Source organism: Lientehia hominis, from assembly GCF_021044755.1.
In the GTDB taxonomy this organism is placed as follows: Bacteria; Bacillota; Clostridia; order Lachnospirales; family Lachnospiraceae; genus Lientehia; species Lientehia hominis.
The window spans coordinates 43758-56973 of sequence record NZ_JAJNOR010000006.1; the positions used below are offsets into that span (position 1 = coordinate 43758).

12 protein-coding genes are annotated in these 13216 nt (G+C 49.8%); 1 reads left to right on the forward strand and 11 read right to left on the reverse strand.

The genetic code is table 11. The features are described 5' to 3' along the window. Positions 1–14: 14 nt before the first annotated feature. From prmC to rho, 4 genes are all read right to left on the reverse strand, one after another. Positions 15–917 (reverse strand): peptide chain release factor N(5)-glutamine methyltransferase, encoded by a 903-nt coding sequence (prmC, locus tag LQE92_RS10660; RefSeq protein WP_231062947.1) that lies wholly within the window; start codon positions 915–917, stop codon positions 15–17. 11 nt (positions 918–928) lie between these two features. Continuing rightward, complete coding sequence (locus LQE92_RS10665) at positions 929–1846, reverse strand: DUF1385 domain-containing protein (protein WP_231062948.1); 918 nt, start codon at positions 1844–1846, stop codon at positions 929–931. Between the two features lie 121 nt (positions 1847–1967). Further along, positions 1968–2177: a 50S ribosomal protein L31 gene (gene rpmE / locus LQE92_RS10670; RefSeq protein WP_147595301.1), complete on the reverse strand. Its 210-nt coding sequence runs from the start codon at positions 2175–2177 to the stop codon at positions 1968–1970. Positions 2178–2298: 121 nt separating this feature from the next. Continuing rightward, positions 2299–3690, reverse strand: a complete 1392-nt coding sequence (rho, locus tag LQE92_RS10675; protein WP_231062949.1) for a transcription termination factor Rho — start codon at positions 3688–3690, stop codon at positions 2299–2301. Between the two features lie 226 nt (positions 3691–3916). Here rho and LQE92_RS10680 point away from each other — a divergent pair, with 226 nt between their 5' ends. Beyond that, positions 3917–4438 (forward strand): DUF4364 family protein, encoded by a 522-nt coding sequence (locus LQE92_RS10680; protein WP_231063115.1) that lies wholly within the window; start codon positions 3917–3919, stop codon positions 4436–4438. Here LQE92_RS10680 and LQE92_RS10685 read toward each other — a convergent pair whose 3' ends face one another. The 7 genes from LQE92_RS10685 to lon all read right to left on the reverse strand — a co-directional run bounded on the left by LQE92_RS10685 (position 4439) and on the right by lon (position 13181). Next, positions 4439–5581, reverse strand: a complete 1143-nt coding sequence (locus LQE92_RS10685; RefSeq protein ID WP_231062950.1) for a toxic anion resistance protein — start codon at positions 5579–5581, stop codon at positions 4439–4441. It abuts the gene before it with no gap. After that, positions 5578–6774: a 5-bromo-4-chloroindolyl phosphate hydrolysis family protein gene (locus LQE92_RS10690; RefSeq protein ID WP_231062951.1), complete on the reverse strand. Its 1197-nt coding sequence runs from the start codon at positions 6772–6774 to the stop codon at positions 5578–5580. Before LQE92_RS10690 ends, LQE92_RS10685 begins: the two co-directional genes overlap by 4 nt. 127 nt (positions 6775–6901) lie before the next feature. Then, positions 6902–7612, reverse strand: coding sequence for a maleate cis-trans isomerase family protein (locus LQE92_RS10695; RefSeq protein WP_231062952.1), 711 nt, complete (start codon positions 7610–7612; stop codon positions 6902–6904). Between the two features lie 320 nt (positions 7613–7932). Next, positions 7933–9171: a YDG domain-containing protein gene (locus tag LQE92_RS10700; protein WP_231062953.1), complete on the reverse strand. Its 1239-nt coding sequence runs from the start codon at positions 9169–9171 to the stop codon at positions 7933–7935. Between the two features lie 210 nt (positions 9172–9381). Next, positions 9382–9984 carry a recombinase family protein gene (locus LQE92_RS10705; RefSeq protein ID WP_231062954.1) on the reverse strand — a complete coding sequence of 201 codons (603 nt, stop codon included), beginning with the start codon at positions 9982–9984 and terminating at the stop codon, positions 9382–9384. 235 nt (positions 9985–10219) lie between these two features. Continuing rightward, positions 10220–10825: a ribosome biogenesis GTP-binding protein YihA/YsxC gene (yihA, locus tag LQE92_RS10710; protein WP_231062955.1), complete on the reverse strand. Its 606-nt coding sequence runs from the start codon at positions 10823–10825 to the stop codon at positions 10220–10222. A gap of 55 nt (positions 10826–10880) precedes the next feature. Continuing rightward, on the reverse strand, positions 10881–13181 hold the full coding sequence (lon, locus tag LQE92_RS10715) for an endopeptidase La (protein WP_231062956.1): 2301 nt from the start codon (positions 13179–13181) through the stop codon (positions 10881–10883). Between the last annotated feature and the right edge of the window lie 35 nt (positions 13182–13216).

Below are 13216 nucleotides of genomic sequence, written 5' to 3' on the forward strand. Positions count from 1 at the left end.
CTTGTCTCGCTCTGTCAGTCAAGTCTCCTGACGGCAGCTTTCACCACCCGGTCCCTTCCTGTCAGATCTTTTATAATCTCTATATCACGGAAGCCGGCCTCCATGAGAGCCGATTCCACACCTGTTCCCTGATTCCATCCAATTTCCAGATAGATCTCGCCGTCCGAGGTCAGATACCCAGCGGCTTCCGAGGCTATTCTCCTGTAAAAGGCCAGCCCGTCCTTCTCCCCGTCCAGGGCAAGTAAAGGCTCATGCTCCCTCACCTCCGGCTCCAGTCCCTCAATATCCCGGCTGGGGATATACGGCGGATTGGATACGATGACCTGAAACCGCTCACCCGGCTTTTCTTTAAAAGCTCCGAACAGATCAGACTGCAGAACACGGCAGCAGTCTTTGCATCCTAGGCGGCATATATTTTCCCGTGCTACGCGCAGTGCGTCGGCAGAGATATCGCTGAGCGTCACCTGCAGCTCCGGATATCCCCGCAGATAGTGTGCCAGGCTGATTCCAATACAGCCGGAACCCGTACAGAGATCCAGTATGTGCAGCCCTTCAGCCCCGGCACGCGTTCTTCTCACATCTTCCAGCACCCGCTCCACCAGTGTCTCCGTGTCCTGGCGGGGTATCAGCACATGTTCATTCACGCGGAAAGAAAGCCCCATGAATTCCTGTTCGCCCAAAATATACTGAAGCGGAATCCGCGCTCCTCTGCGCTCTACCATGGAACGAAACCGTGCCACGGTATCTGTTTCTTCTTCCTCTGCTGTACAGTCTCTTTTTAAATAATACCCGGCTCTGTCCATGGAAAAGCAGCTGGAAAACAAATACCAGGCATCCAGACTCCATTCCTCCACCTGATGCCCGGAAAGGAATGTCTCCGCTTCTTTTAAAAGCCCGCCATATGTCCTCCGTTCCATGGTCCTGCCTCCTAAGAAAATGTCCTGCCGAAATTCTCTTCTTCGTACTTCTTCCAGTCAAAGACCTCTTCCACGGAACGAATGGCCACCTCGATCATATCATCATCCGGTTCCCTGGTCGTAAGACCCTGCAGCCAAAGCCCCGGCTTGCTGATCAGATTTATCAGCCAATTCTCACTGCTTCCCGCAAGCTTAAGAATCTCATAAGAGATACCTGCGATCACAGGAATCAGCAGAATACGCAGCAGGACTCTGAGCCACACCACATCGGTCTGGATGACCATGGAGAACACGATACTCACAATAACCACGAACAGCAAAAAGCTTGTCCCGCAGCGTTTATGGCGCTTGGAGCTCTTTCTTACATTTTCCACGTTAAGCTCCAGACCATGCTCTACACAATTTATACATTTATGCTCGGCCCCATGATACATGAACACCCTGCGGATATCCTTCATCAGAGAGATCAAGAGCACATACCCGATGAATATAGCCAGGCGGATCAGACCCTCGATCAGGCCCATGAGAGCCCTGGATTCGATAAAGCTCCGAAACAGGCTGGCCAGGAAGAGAGGAAGAATCATAAAGATCCCCACGGCCAAAATGACTGATACGCACATGGTGATTCCCATGATGACGCTTTCCTTCTTTTTTTCCCTTTCGTCCTTTTCTTTTTCCTCTTCCTCCTCATAAAAGCTGGCGGAAAATGTGAGGATTTTCATGCCCAGGCGAAGAGAATCCACAAAATTAAAAATTCCTCTTATGAAAGGAATGTTGAATGCCTTGTGTTTTTCTGTAAAAGACTGATACGTGTCAACCGCTACTTCTATTTCCTGATCTGGTTTTCTGACCGCGACGGCGTATACATCCTTGTTCCGCATCATCACGCCTTCAATAACCGCCTGGCCTCCGATACCCGATGATCTCATCCGGCTTTCCACCTTTCGCATATATTATAACTGGGAGAGTTCAAGGACCTTTCCCATAGAATAAAAAAGGCTGAGATTCCACAGATAATACGAAATCTCAACCTCATCATTGTGCATAGCCTTATTTTTCTGTGTTAACACCATACTTACGGTTAAACTTCTCGATACGTCCGCGGGCGGATGCAGCTTTCTGTTGTCCTGTATAGAACGGATGGCATTTGGAACAGATCTCTACGTGAATGTCTTCTTTGGTAGAGCCAGTCACGAATTCATTTCCGCAGTTACACACAACCTTTGCCTGATGATAATCAGGATGGATTCCTTCTCTCATGCTTTTCACCTCTCTTATGGTTCTTTCTATCGCTTGACGCACAAGCGCCCATCTTCTTTTAAAACAGCGAAGTTTATTATAACATAAGGTTTCTTTCATTGCAAGTATTTTGGGGCTTTTTTTATATTTTCATCTTGCCGACCATATCCATGAATTCCTTATTGTTTCTCGTATGTTTGAACAAATCCAGAATCCTCTCCACCGCTTCATCCGACTTCATTCCGCCAGTGGCTTTCCGCACGGTCTCCACTGCCGCCTGCTCCTCCTTTGTAAGGAGCAGGTCATCTCTGCGGGTACCGGATTTCAAGATATCGATAGCCGGAAAAATACGCTTCTCCGACAGCTTCCGGTTCAGCATAAGCTCCATGTTTCCTGTACCTTTGAATTCCTCAAACACCACGTCATCCATACGGCTTCCGGTCTCGACAAGCGCTGTGGCCAATATGGTCAGGCTTCCGCCCTCCCGCATGTTTCTCGCGGCTCCGAAAAACCGTTTTGGCATGTGGAGCGCCGCCGGGTCAAGGCCGCCCGACAAAGTCCTGCCGCTTGGCGCCACCGTCAGGTTATATGCCCTTGCCAGTCTCGTAATGCTGTCCAGCAGGATCACCACGTCGCGCTTATGCTCCACCAGACGCTTCGCCCTCTCCAGCACCATCTCTGAAACACGTTTATGATGCTCCGGCAGTTCATCAAAGGTGGAATAGATGACCTCCACATTGGGACCTTCAATAGACTCCTTGATGTCCGTCACTTCCTCCGGCCGTTCATCTATCAGCAGAACGATCAAGTGCATATCTCTATGGTTGCCGGTCACCGCCTTGGCGACCTCCTTTAGCAGCGTGGTCTTTCCGGCTTTGGGCTGGGAAGCTATCATCCCCCTCTGCCCTTTGCCGATGGGAGACAGCAGATCCACGATACGCATGGCTATACTCCCTCCAGACATCTCCAAATGTATCCTGGAATTGGGGAAAATAGGAGTCAGATCTTCAAAGTTCGGTCTTTTTTCCGCGATTCCGACCGGCAGTCCGTTGATCTTGGAAACGTATAAAAGCGCAGCGAATTTCTCCGAAGAGGTTTTCACCCGTTTGCTTCCGCTGACGATGTCTCCTGTCTTCAGGTTGAATCGGCGTATCTGAGAGGGGGAGACATAGACGTCATTCTCACCGGGCAGGTAGTTTTCGCACCGGATAAAACCGAATCCGTCCGGCATTACCTCCAGGATTCCATGGGCCGGAATTCCGCTGTCCAGATTCTGAAGCTCCTCAGGATTGATATTCGGCGCCACAGAGGGCTGTCTCCTGACAAAAGGAGCGGCAGCCTGCTCTCTGACCGGCTGGACAGCCGGCTCCACAGCATCCACGGCCGTTTCCTCTTCTTTTTCCTTTGTTTCATTGGCTTCCAGAATACAGCTGATAAGCTCCGCTTTTCTCTGTGCCGTGATATTTTTAACCCCAAAGTCTTTTGCAATTCCGCGCAGCTGCGCCAGAGACAGGGTTTCCAGTTTCTCCCTCATAGGCTCTCCTTTTCTTTCTATATTCCATCTATATTCCATCAATCGGGGGGATCCATAAAGACTGCTGCCGCGAAAGCGGCAAAATAGATTTTCAGATTCTGGTAATAATCTTAAGTGTGTTTCATATTATACAACAAATGCGGGAAATTTACAACTTGATTTCATTTTCTAAACTTGGTATGATAAAAACATTGACAGATTTTGTAGAAATTTGGAAGGAGACGCACTGATGTCCGAGCCATTGACCCTATACAAATTAATGATTTTATATATGCTGAAGCAGGTGAAGTTTCCACTTGCCAACGCCCAGATCTCTGAATTCTTCCTGGACAAGGAGTACACCACTTACTTCACCCTCCAGCAGGCGCTGTCCGAGCTCATCGAATCTCATCTCATCAAGCTGGAATCTACCCGGAACAGCTCTCGTTATGAGATCACAAGAGAAGGGGAGGAGACCTTGTCTTTTTTCGGCAAAAAAATCTCTTCTGCCATCATTGAGGACATCGATACCTATTTGAAGGAAAATAAAGTACGCCTCCGCGACGAGGTGGGCCTCATTTCCGATTATTACAAATCCACCAATCAAGACTATGTGGTCCACTGTGCCATCCGTGAGGGAAAAACCCAGCTCCTGGAAGTAAATATCTCCGTACCGGATAAAGAACAGGCGGAGCATATGTGCAGCCGTTGGAATAAGGAAAGCCAGCAGATATACTCCGCCATCATGCAGAGCCTTATGAAGGAGTGATCACCGCTTTCCAATATCCAGAAGCTTTGCTTTCAGTTCACTTTCCAGGCGGTTCATCTCCACCTCCGCTTCTGCCCTCTTCTGCCGGCCTTCTTCCTGGATGTGGAGCACTTCGTCCAGCGTCGAGATCAGCGTTTCGTTAGTCGTACGCAGGGTCTCCATATCTACGATTCCCCGTTCCGATTCTTTTGCCACTTCCACTGACGCTGTCTTAAGTGCCGCTGCATTTCTGCTCAGCAGTTCATTGGTCATATCTGATACTTTCCTCTGCGCCTCAACTGCCTGTGCCGAATGGGCAGCTCCCAAAGCCAGTACCATCTGATTCTTCCAAAGAGGAATCGTATTTACGATCGTCGACTGGATTTTCTCCACCATAACGGTATCATTGTCCTGAACCAACCGTATCTGAGGCGCCGTCTGCATCGCGATCATCCTGGTGAGCTCCAGATCATGAAGCTTTTTTTCAAACCGGCTGCAGCGCGCGTCCAAATCTCTGGCCGCCTGAGCGTCCTCCGGCAGACCGCTTCTCTCCGCTTTCGCCCGCAGCCCCGGAAGCTCTGTCTCCCGAACGGCATACAGCTTCTTTTTTCCCGCCAGAATATACATGGACAATTCTTTAAAATAAGTCAGGTTCAGATCATACATTTTATCCAGCATGGCCGCGTCCTTCAAAAGCTGTACCTGATGGGTTTCCAGTACCTTGCAGATTTTATCCACGTTTGCCTCTGTCTTGGCATATTTTGCTTTTACGGCTGTGATCTTATTGGAGGATTTTTTAAAAAAGCCAAGGAAACCCTTTTCTTCCTCCGCGTCGAAGCTTCTCAGCTCTGTCACAACGCCGGCCAGCAGATCTCCGATCTCGCCCAAATCCTTTGTTCTCACATTATCCAGAGCTGCTTCTGAAAAATCTGCCATCTTTTTCTGAGCCCCCGCACCATACTGCAGCACGGCGGCAGAATCGCTCAGATCAATCTGACCGGAGAAAGCATCCACCATCTTCTTTTCCTCTTCTGACAAGATGCTGTCGTCCCATTTGGAAATCGGCGGCTCTTCTGTTTTTACAGGCAAATCCTCCTGATCTGTTTCAAAAGGGTTCAGTGTCAGCACCGGCTCCTTCACCGGCATATCCCATTCCTTGCTCATCGTCTCTCTCCTCCTGTATCACGCCGCTTATCAAACCCGCCTTCTGACAGCCCTTCCTGCGCCAGTATCGTCTTCAGCACGGATATATCCGTAGAAACATCCCAGGCCGTATCCTGAAACAAACTGTCCAGCAGCTTTTCAAAGGCTATATTCAAGGTGCCCAGCGTCTCTTCGATCTCTTTCTTGGAGCTTATGATGTTATCTCCCTGAACCGGCTGCCGGTCCAGCTCCTCATACGCCTCCAGCAGCTTCACCGTAGTAGGAAGATAATATTCCATCAATTTATGGATATCCTCCACGTTTTCCGGATGCCGCTCCACTCGGTCAAAGATTCGTTTGATGACCAGCTCCATCCTGGATATCTTCTCCGATATTTCTTCACCGGGAATGGCGTCGTTGCATCTCCGGATTCTTTTCAAATAATCCGCGCCGGCCTGAATCACCGCATCTGTCTCTCCAGACACCACCGGCCCGCACTCTTCCTCTTCTCTCTGAATCTCCGCCTGGTGAATAGTCTCTTTATACTGAAGGTATGTGGCGTTGTCAATGATCAGGCATGTCTCCTGCTCATCCAGGTGCCCTTCCCGAAACCATTCTTTCTCAATCATCTTTTTAATATCCCGCGTCACATACTTTTTGCTCTTTCCTATATATTCGGATAATTCCTTTAACTCACAGTACGTGCGTCCGCGCAGCCTCTCCACATACCGCCGGAACCGCTTCGCCATGGAAAGCTTGGTGGAACCGCTGCATACCATGACTGCTCCCGCTATAAAGACCGGAAGAAGACAATAATTCGCTATACGTACGCCGGCAATGCCGCCTATGGCCAGAGTGATCATGAATAAAACTGCCATGGCCATCGCTGTACCAATCCCCAGTATATAGCCGCATACCGTGAGAGCGATGCCTCCGGCCCTGGTCCTTGCCGCAGAGTATTCCGAAAAAAGTGTACGTTTGTCCGCCGGTGTATAAGGCCTATTTCTGTTTTCTGCCCCCGTCTCCGGCGAAGACGCTTCTCTTGCCTTATTCCACTGGAAGCTGGCTCTCGATACGCCCTTTTCCACACCGTCCACAGCACTGTTAATGGCGCCCTTGATCGTCTGATTTAGTTTTCTGAAATCCTGGGAATTTACGGCATCCTGAATGATATTCCGAATATCGTTCCCTAAATCGCGCCATTCCTGGTTCATTGTACAGTCTCCTCCCCGGGGGTCTTTGTCTTTTGGAAGAAATCCCGGGCGGCAAAATCCGCCCGGTCCTTCTCCACTGATGTAAATTATAGCGAAAACAGAATCAAAATGCAATGGAAACTGTCTGTCAATACGCAAACAGAGTTCCGTACCCCTTTATCTCCGCTTTTACGTCTATGGCTTTCAGCGCCGCCCAGAGACTGGCCTGATTGCTGGAGACCACCGGTATCCCCAGATCCTTTTCCAGGTCTTCCAGAACTTCTATGGTTCTGAAGTTGGTACAGCTGATAAACAAAATTTCCGTATTTTCCCTCACTGCGCCTTTGGCCAAACGATATGCCCGTTCCGGCGTCTGGCTGCGGATATCCGTCCCCTGGTCATAGCCCAGATGCGAGCCGCCGGTCATGCAGAATCCCTGTCTGGCAAAAAAGTCATGTTCAATGGCGCTTACCTCATCGTTATAAGGGCTCACTACCGTCAGATTCTTTTTGCCGAAAACCTTCAGGGCATCCAGCACAGCACCAGTGGTCGTGATGCTTTTACAATGAGCTTCCTCTGCAATCTGTTTTTGCAGTGCCTTTTCCCACTCCGGACCATTTACAAAGCTTCCGCTGGTACATCCATAAATGACCACATCCATATCTGCCGAGCCGAGAAGTCCGGCGCAGCGCTCCACATCTTCATCCTGTCTCTTCAGATCCTCTGTGCTGCATCCCATGGCGAACATGCGGCTGCAGTGGATGCTGACCCCTTCAGGCGCCATTTTCCACAGTTCCGGTTCCATCGTCGTGTTCGCGGATGGAATGATGATCCCTATTTTACCGCGCCAACCATACATAATCCTACCTCCTATCTTAAAGATTTCCCATAGAGTAACGTTCGAAAACCCGAAAACCTTCCCTGTATGTCGCACTTTTTTCAGAGGGGAAGCCCATTGTAAGATAACATTAATCATACCGCAGGAAAGGAGAAAAGTAAAGTTTACTTCTTCCGCATTTCCCACTCCATGGGGAGAAGCCCTCCCCCCTTCAGGCTCTCTGTTTCTTTTATGGACGTGTACGGCTCCGCTTACTTGGAACACTGCATGATCAGTATAATAGAATCTATAGGCAAACAAAACCGGCCTGGTCAGGCCGGTTTTGTTTGAAGTGAAGGTTATTAATGGGCTCTGCGCTTTTTAGAGTACAGGACTGCCCCTGTCAGGCCGCCGGCAAGCACGAACAGCGAAACCCAAAGAGCGGGATTACTGTCATCGCCTGTCTGCGGGCTGTTGGTATTGATGTTCGGTTTGGTCGGAGCGGCTGGCTTAGACGGATCAGCAGGTTTTGTCGGAGCCGGCGCCTTTTTTTCTAATCCATTTAAGGACTCCTCAATCGCCTGTGCCATGGCGTCCACCTGCTCCTGCTCTGTTATGTTCTTTCCGCGGACAACAGCGCTGACGGCGGTATCCACTGCTGAAAAATCTTTATAATCATCCTTATTCAAAGCCTCGGCTTTTGCGATTGCTTCATCAACCCTGCTGTAATCAGCATCCTTATATTCCAAAGCTGCAACAGCGGCCTCGATTGCCTGTGCCATAGCGTCTACTTCCGCTTGTTCGGTTGATTCCTTATCGCGCACAACGGCATTGACTGCTGCTTCTACTGCTGAAAAATCTCTATAATCCCCTTTGTTTAAGCCAGCGGCCTTAGCTATGGCCGCGTCCACTGCCGCATAATCTGCAAAGCTCCTAAGGCCGATGGTTTTCTGCTCCGGCGCAGTCAGGGGACTATAATTTTGCGCCGTATCCAGAACATTTACGGACGCTGTCATACGGTCAACGGCTGTTCCTTCAGCGGCTGCAAAAACGGCGCTGTAGCGATTTCCGTCCTTTTTGACTTCCGTGAGCCTTTGTGCATTGTCAACCGTGAGAGACATGTCTTCTGCTAAAGGAAGCCCCGCGTCGTAATCAAAATGGTTGACGATCGTCGCCGTAAGGGTAAATTCATTCCCCGGCCAGACGGAAGAAGGCGCTTCTATTTCAATCTGCGGCTCAGCTTTGCTGATTACAACAGCATCCTTCAGCTGCACATTCTCATAAACCGCGTCGTACTTTACAGTATAATACTCCTTGTCCTCGCCCTTCAAAACAAGGTGCGTCGCATTTAATGCGTTGTAGGTACCGGCATTGGGAGACGGCAAAATCCCCTCACCGTCGGCCGAAACCTTGTCTATCACAAACACGCCGGAAAACTGAAAATCCGTAATGCTCACCAGATTCGTGCCGTCATACACCCTCCCAGAAGCGACTGCCTCATTATAACCAAACGTGTCCAGCGCAAATGCTGCAGCAGGAACCATCAGTACTGCAAAGCACAGGCACAGCAGCAAAGCCCCTATTTTTCTTACATGCTTCATCCTTTTTCCTCCTTCTTATTATTGTGCTTTCTCGTCCTGGCAAAAGCCGATATGAAATCGTGAACCTTTACAAACAGGTGAAAAGGCTGCTGCACCATAAGAAAAATATAGTAAACCACTTGAAAGATTACTGTTTTGCTGATATATTTAGATTTAGGGATTTATGTGTTCTCAAATTTGTAAAGGTTCACCTTTCCAAATTTTTAAGCGTTATAATATGGTAGACTTTTCGAATTTGACCGCTTTTGTATAAAAGGTTCCTACTGGCATTCCACAGGCTTTGGCCGCCTGTCGGAGCGCTATTTTTTTTTCCCGCCACGCCTTATGTACCTCATAAAAATTGTCCGGCAATGGGAGCGGCGGCCTGCCGAACTTCACCCCTCTGGCCTTTGCCGCCGCTATCCCCTCTGCCTGCCGCTTCTTGATGTTTTCTCTTTCGCTCTGAGCTGCAAAAGACAATATCTGCAAGACCAGATCCGCAATAAAGGTCCCCATAAGATCTTTGCCCTGCCTGGTGTCCAGAAGCGGCATATCCAGCACACAGATATCCACGCCTTTCTCCTGTGTGAGTATCCTCCATTGTTCCTGTATCTCCTTATAGTTTCTTCCCAACCGGTCAATGCTCAGAATATACAGCAGATCGCCCTGTCTCAGCCGTCTTGCCAGCCGTTTATATTTTGGCCGCTCAAAGTCTTTCCCGGACTGCTTGTCGATGTAAAGCCGTTTATCTGGTATCCCTTTTCTGCGCAGGGCTACAAGCTGTCTGTCCTCGTTTTGATCCGTGCTGGAGACACGGATATACCCATAGTCCATAAAATTCACCTCCCTTCCAGCTTAAATATGCCGGAAAGAAGATAAAAAACAAAGGGGAATATCGATCGGATATCATCTGATAATATAAAAAAATTGACCGCGTCTTAACCGGCGGTACATTTCTGCCTTACACCCAATATGACAGATGTTCAGCGAAAGAAAAGACAGACGGATCATTCCGCCTGTCTTACTTTCTCCCTATGGCCAGTTTCCCTTCTGTTCCATTTTTTTCTTCTCACGGCTTATCCGGATCGTCTCCGGAGGTCAGCTGTTCGATCAGATTCCAAATCTCATCACGTCCCTGTTTCGTCTCTGCTGAAAACGGTATCACCATGACCTGGTTCCCAATCCCAAGGCCGCTCCGCAGAAGTTTCAGCTGCTTCTGCAGCTGGCTGCGTTTTATTTTATCCAGCTTTGTGGCGATCACTACCGGTTCATAGCCGTTATGCACGATCCAGTCGTACATCTGCCTGTCATTGACAGAAGGCTCGTGGCGGATATCCACCAGCAGGAACACACATTTGAGCTGACGGGATTTCTTCAGATAATTCTCTATCATCCTGCCCCATTTTTCTTTCTCAGCCAGTGAGACCTTTGCATACCCGTATCCGGGAAGGTCCACATAATAGAGGGCTTCGTTGATATTATAGAAATTAATAGTCTGGGTTTTCCCCGGCTGCGCCGAAATACGGGCATATGACTTCCGGTTCATAAGCGCATTGATCAAAGAGGATTTCCCTACATTTGATTTCCCCGCAAAGGCAATCTCTGGCTTGTCGTTCTCCGGAAGTCTGCTGGTGACGCCACAGACCGTTTCCAGATTTACAGTCTTTATAATCATCCGGTCCCTCCTTTTAAAAGCGGACTGGCCGGCTGACCTGCCCGTTCCGGGCATATCAGACCAGCGCTTCTTTTAATACCTCATCCATGGAACCTACAAATTTAATATCCATGCCGTCCAGAATCTCATTGGAAAGCTCCTGCACATGAGGCTTATTGTTTCCCGGCACCAAAACTGTGTGGATATCCGCCATCTTCGCCGCGAGGAGCTTTTCCTTCAGCCCGCCGATGGGGAGCACGCGGCCCCTCAGCGTAATCTCGCCTGTCATAGCCAGATCCGCTTTCACCTTTTTATTGGTGACTGCCGACAGCATGGCCGTAGCCATTGTGATCCCTGCCGAGGGTCCGTCCTTTGGAACGGCTCCTTCCGGAATATGTACATGGATGTCATTCTTTTCGTAAACGGCGCTGTCCACCTGATAAGCGGGGCTCACAGAGCGGACATAGCTCAAAGCCGCTTCTGCCGATTCCTTCATCACATCGCCCATCTGTCCGGTCAGCTGAAGCTTTCCGCTCCCGGGCATCAGATTCACCTCTACCTCCAGGGTATCGCCTCCCACGCTGGTCCACGCCAGACCGCGGACAATACCCACCGCGTCTTCTTCATTGGCCGTTTCAAACCGTACAAGCTCTTTGCCCAGATATTTTTCCAGGTTCCCTTCGGTAATCTTCACCTGCTTTTTCTTTCCGTCGAGGAGCTCTTTTGCCGCTTTCCGGCAGAGTTCTCCAATCTTCCGTTCCAGCTCACGGACTCCGGCTTCCCTCGTATAATTATGGATGATCTTTCGGACTGCCTTAGCCGAAACAGAAAACTGATCCGCCGTAAGGCCGTTTTTCTTCATCTGCTTTACCACCAGATATTTGTCCGCTATGTGATACTTTTCGTTCTCCGTATAGCTGCTTACCTCTATGATCTCCATTCTGTCGAGAAGAGGCCTGGGAATAGTCTGAGTCGTATTGGCCGTCGCAATAAAAAGCACGTTTGACAGATCAAGGGGAATCTCGATATAGTGATCCCGGAACGTATCGTTCTGCGCGCTGTCCAATATCTCCAGAAGCGCCGATGCCGGATCACCTTTATAATCGCTGCCCACCTTGTCCACCTCATCCAGAAGCATCAGCGGATTGGAAGTGCCGGCCTGCTTCAGAGCCGCCGCCACTCGTCCAGGCATGGCGCCCACATACGTCCTCCTGTGGCCGCGTATCTCGGCTTCATCCCGGATGCCTCCCAGACAAATCCTGACATATTTCTTCCCCAGCGCTCTGGCGACGGATCTGGCAATGGATGTCTTTCCTGTACCGGGCGGACCCACAAGACAGATGATGGGGCTGTCTCCCTTCCCTGTGAGAGAACGGACCGCAAGAAACTCCATGACCCTTTCCTTCACCTTTTCCAGGCCATAGTGATCCTCTTCCAGTATCTTCTCCGCCCTGGCCAGGTCCTTGTTGTCTCTGGACATTCTGCTCCAGGGAAGCTCCAGCAGAGTTTCAATATAATTCCTGCTCACATACGCTTCCTGGCTCCCCATAGGCATAGTCTTATACCGGCTGATCTCTTTGGAGATTCTCTCTTTCACTTCTTTTCCTGCTTTTAATTTCTCCAGCTGCTTTCCAAACTGCTCCGCATCGGCCTGAATCGTGTCCTCTCCAAGCTCCTCCTTAATCAGTTTCATCTGCTCCCGGAGTATATATTCCTTCTGATTTTTGTCTATCCGCTCCTTGACCTTTTCCTGAAATTCCTGCTTGATCCGGCTGATCTCCACTTCCGTACCCAGTATCTGTTCGACCAGGACATACCGCTCCGGCAGAGAAGTAGTCTCAATCAGCTGCTGCTTGTTCTCCATACTGAACGGAATATTGATGGAAATCTCATCCAGAAGCTCTTCCAGGGTCCTAGACTCCAAGAGCATCCCAGCGACATCTTTGCTGAGGGCAGGGTTCACTGCCGCATATCTCTCCACATGCTCCTTAAGGATCCTGCACATAGCTTCCTTTGTGACGTCATCCGCTTCCAAAAACGGTTCCGGAGGACATACTTCCACATCCGCCTCCAAATATCCTTCCTCCGCCTCCAAAGCGTTCAGCTGCGCCCGCTCCAGCCCTTCGACCAGCACGCGCACCATCCCTCCGGGCAGCTTGAGTATCTGTTTGATCGTCCCAATGGTGCCGATGGAATAAAGCTCCTCTTTTCCGGGATCCTCATCCTGTACGGATTTCTGTGCCACAAGAAAGATCTTCTGGTCGCCCACCATCGCCTTTTCCAACGCAAGAATAGACTTTCTCCTGCTGACGTCAAAATGCACTACCATTTTCGGCAGTACGCATAAGCCGCGCAATGCAATTGCAGGTATTGTCATGTTCTTTCCTCCTTTTGCCTTTCAGCCGCCCCCTC

What these genes read in the sequence shown, in the direction of transcription:
- prmC (WP_231062947.1), bottom strand. Translation starts at nt 917, where the DNA reads ATGGAACGGAGGACATATGGCGGGCTTTTAAAAGAAGCGGAGACATTC.
- LQE92_RS10665 (WP_231062948.1), bottom strand. Translation starts at nt 1,846, where the DNA reads ATGAGATCATCGGGTATCGGAGGCCAGGCGGTTATTGAAGGCGTGATG.
- rpmE (WP_147595301.1), bottom strand. Translation starts at nt 2,177, where the DNA reads ATGAGAGAAGGAATCCATCCTGATTATCATCAGGCAAAGGTTGTGTGT.
- rho (WP_231062949.1), bottom strand. Translation starts at nt 3,690, where the DNA reads ATGAGGGAGAAACTGGAAACCCTGTCTCTGGCGCAGCTGCGCGGAATT.
- LQE92_RS10685 (WP_231062950.1), bottom strand. Translation starts at nt 5,581, where the DNA reads ATGAGCAAGGAATGGGATATGCCGGTGAAGGAGCCGGTGCTGACACTG.
- LQE92_RS10690 (WP_231062951.1), bottom strand. Translation starts at nt 6,774, where the DNA reads ATGAACCAGGAATGGCGCGATTTAGGGAACGATATTCGGAATATCATT.
- LQE92_RS10695 (WP_231062952.1), bottom strand. Translation starts at nt 7,612, where the DNA reads ATGTATGGTTGGCGCGGTAAAATAGGGATCATCATTCCATCCGCGAAC.
- LQE92_RS10700 (WP_231062953.1), bottom strand. Translation starts at nt 9,171, where the DNA reads ATGAAGCATGTAAGAAAAATAGGGGCTTTGCTGCTGTGCCTGTGCTTT.
- LQE92_RS10705 (WP_231062954.1), bottom strand. Translation starts at nt 9,984, where the DNA reads ATGGACTATGGGTATATCCGTGTCTCCAGCACGGATCAAAACGAGGAC.
- yihA (WP_231062955.1), bottom strand. Translation starts at nt 10,825, where the DNA reads ATGATTATAAAGACTGTAAATCTGGAAACGGTCTGTGGCGTCACCAGC.
- lon (WP_231062956.1), bottom strand. Translation starts at nt 13,181, where the DNA reads ATGACAATACCTGCAATTGCATTGCGCGGCTTATGCGTACTGCCGAAA.